Annotated in this window: 1 protein-coding gene and 1 pseudogene; both read right to left on the bottom strand. The window is 33.9% G+C overall.

Translation table 11 applies throughout. The features are described 5' to 3' along the window. Positions 1-39: 39 nt before the first annotated feature. On the bottom strand, positions 40-483 hold the full coding sequence (locus QI30_RS18840; protein ID WP_126992080.1) for a hypothetical protein: 444 nt from the start codon (positions 481-483) through the stop codon (positions 40-42). A 358-nt stretch (positions 484-841) separates the two neighbouring features. Beyond that, positions 842-1,572: pseudogene (locus QI30_RS18845) on the bottom strand (helix-turn-helix domain-containing protein); the annotation flags it as partial.

Here is a 1,572-nt window from a genome sequence, read left to right on the forward strand (position 1 = left end):
TAAAAATAACAAAATATTGATTTTATTCTGGCAGAAATACTATTCTTTGTCCTCTAAAACTTTATATTTTTCCTTATCTTTTTTAAATTCAAACTCAACCATTGAATACATATAGCCCACCATACTTGCTACGAATATTGCTGGAATAAAAAAGTCCAATTTAAGTTGGATTGATTTTAAATTTAACAGACCATCACTAGCACTTAAAAAAGCAGATGTTAAAGAACAAGAAATTAAAAGGAATGTACCAGCAAAACACAAAGTTTTACCTCTCCAACTATCAATAAAAACAAATGCTAAAGCTGCAATCCCCACAGACACAGTAGCCAAAATACCACTTAATAAAGACAATAAAGAATTGTAAGATGTAACCTTAATATGTTTAAATACAAAATCAATAACAAAGATTAACCAAATAAAACCAGCAAATAAAAACACTAACGTTAAACCATTAACAAGCTTAAAATGATGTTCAAATTTCAATAGAAACACTCCTATACAAAAAATCAGTTACAAAACTAATATTCGATAAAGAACAAAAAATTCCTGTTACCCGTACAACGTCCATAGATAGTATTTAATATGTTTACGAGCAAGGTCAGTGGACACTAGGCCATCAACGAAAGACGAACAATATAAAAGACGCTGTTACACACAACATACCAGTGCAGTACAACGTCCATAGATAGTATTTAATATGTTTACGAGCAAGGTCAGTGGACACTAGGCCATCAACGAAAGACGAACAATATAAAAGACGCTGTTACACACAACATACCAGTGCAGTACAACGTCCATAGATAGTATTTAATATGTTTACGAGCAAGGTCAGTGGACACTTTTATAACTCTTTAATCAGCTTATTAATATAGCTTTTGGATACACCCATCATTTCAGCTAGTTTACGCTGTGATGCTTTTGGATACTTTTCTTTAAGTTTACGTAATTTTTCAAGGTTACTATTAACCTTTTGTGCTCGTTCAGCATTATATTGTTCCATTGATTTTTGCCCTTGATCTCGACGCTTATCAGTACGTCTACGCTCTTTTTCCTCTTTGCCAATCAATACCTCTAAAAATTCCATTTCTGCTGCTGTAATGGCCTGCTGGCGTATGATTGTACGTGTCTGTTTAGGTTTAACTAAATTACTGTCTAAACCTCTCATACTGTAATTATTCTCTTCATATGCTCTCCAAAACTTTGTAGCTCGCTCATATGCACTCTTTACAGTCGTTTTGAGGACGTTTTTCTTCTGTGAAGATGTGAAACTAATATCAAGCTGAAAAGTCGCTGTAAGGACTTCTAAATGGCTCATATCGCTTCCTAGCGTCAGAGCAAATGCATAATCATACGTTAAGATGTTACGATTCTCAATTTCTCCATTTCGGATATGTACAAGATTTAAAATGTCATTCGCACGTGCCATGTTCATTTGTGTAAGCGTGCGTGTGCCTTTTTTATACCCCTTTAATGGTGTTACTGTACGCAATTTAGAACGCTTTTTCATTGGCTTATACGGCTTCACATAATCCATCAATTCATTAAGATGCCATTCTCTACGATTCCAAATTT

Source organism: Candidatus Kurthia intestinigallinarum (genome assembly GCF_003991225.1).
Taxonomy (GTDB): domain Bacteria; phylum Bacillota; class Bacilli; order Bacillales_A; family Planococcaceae; genus Kurthia; species Kurthia populi.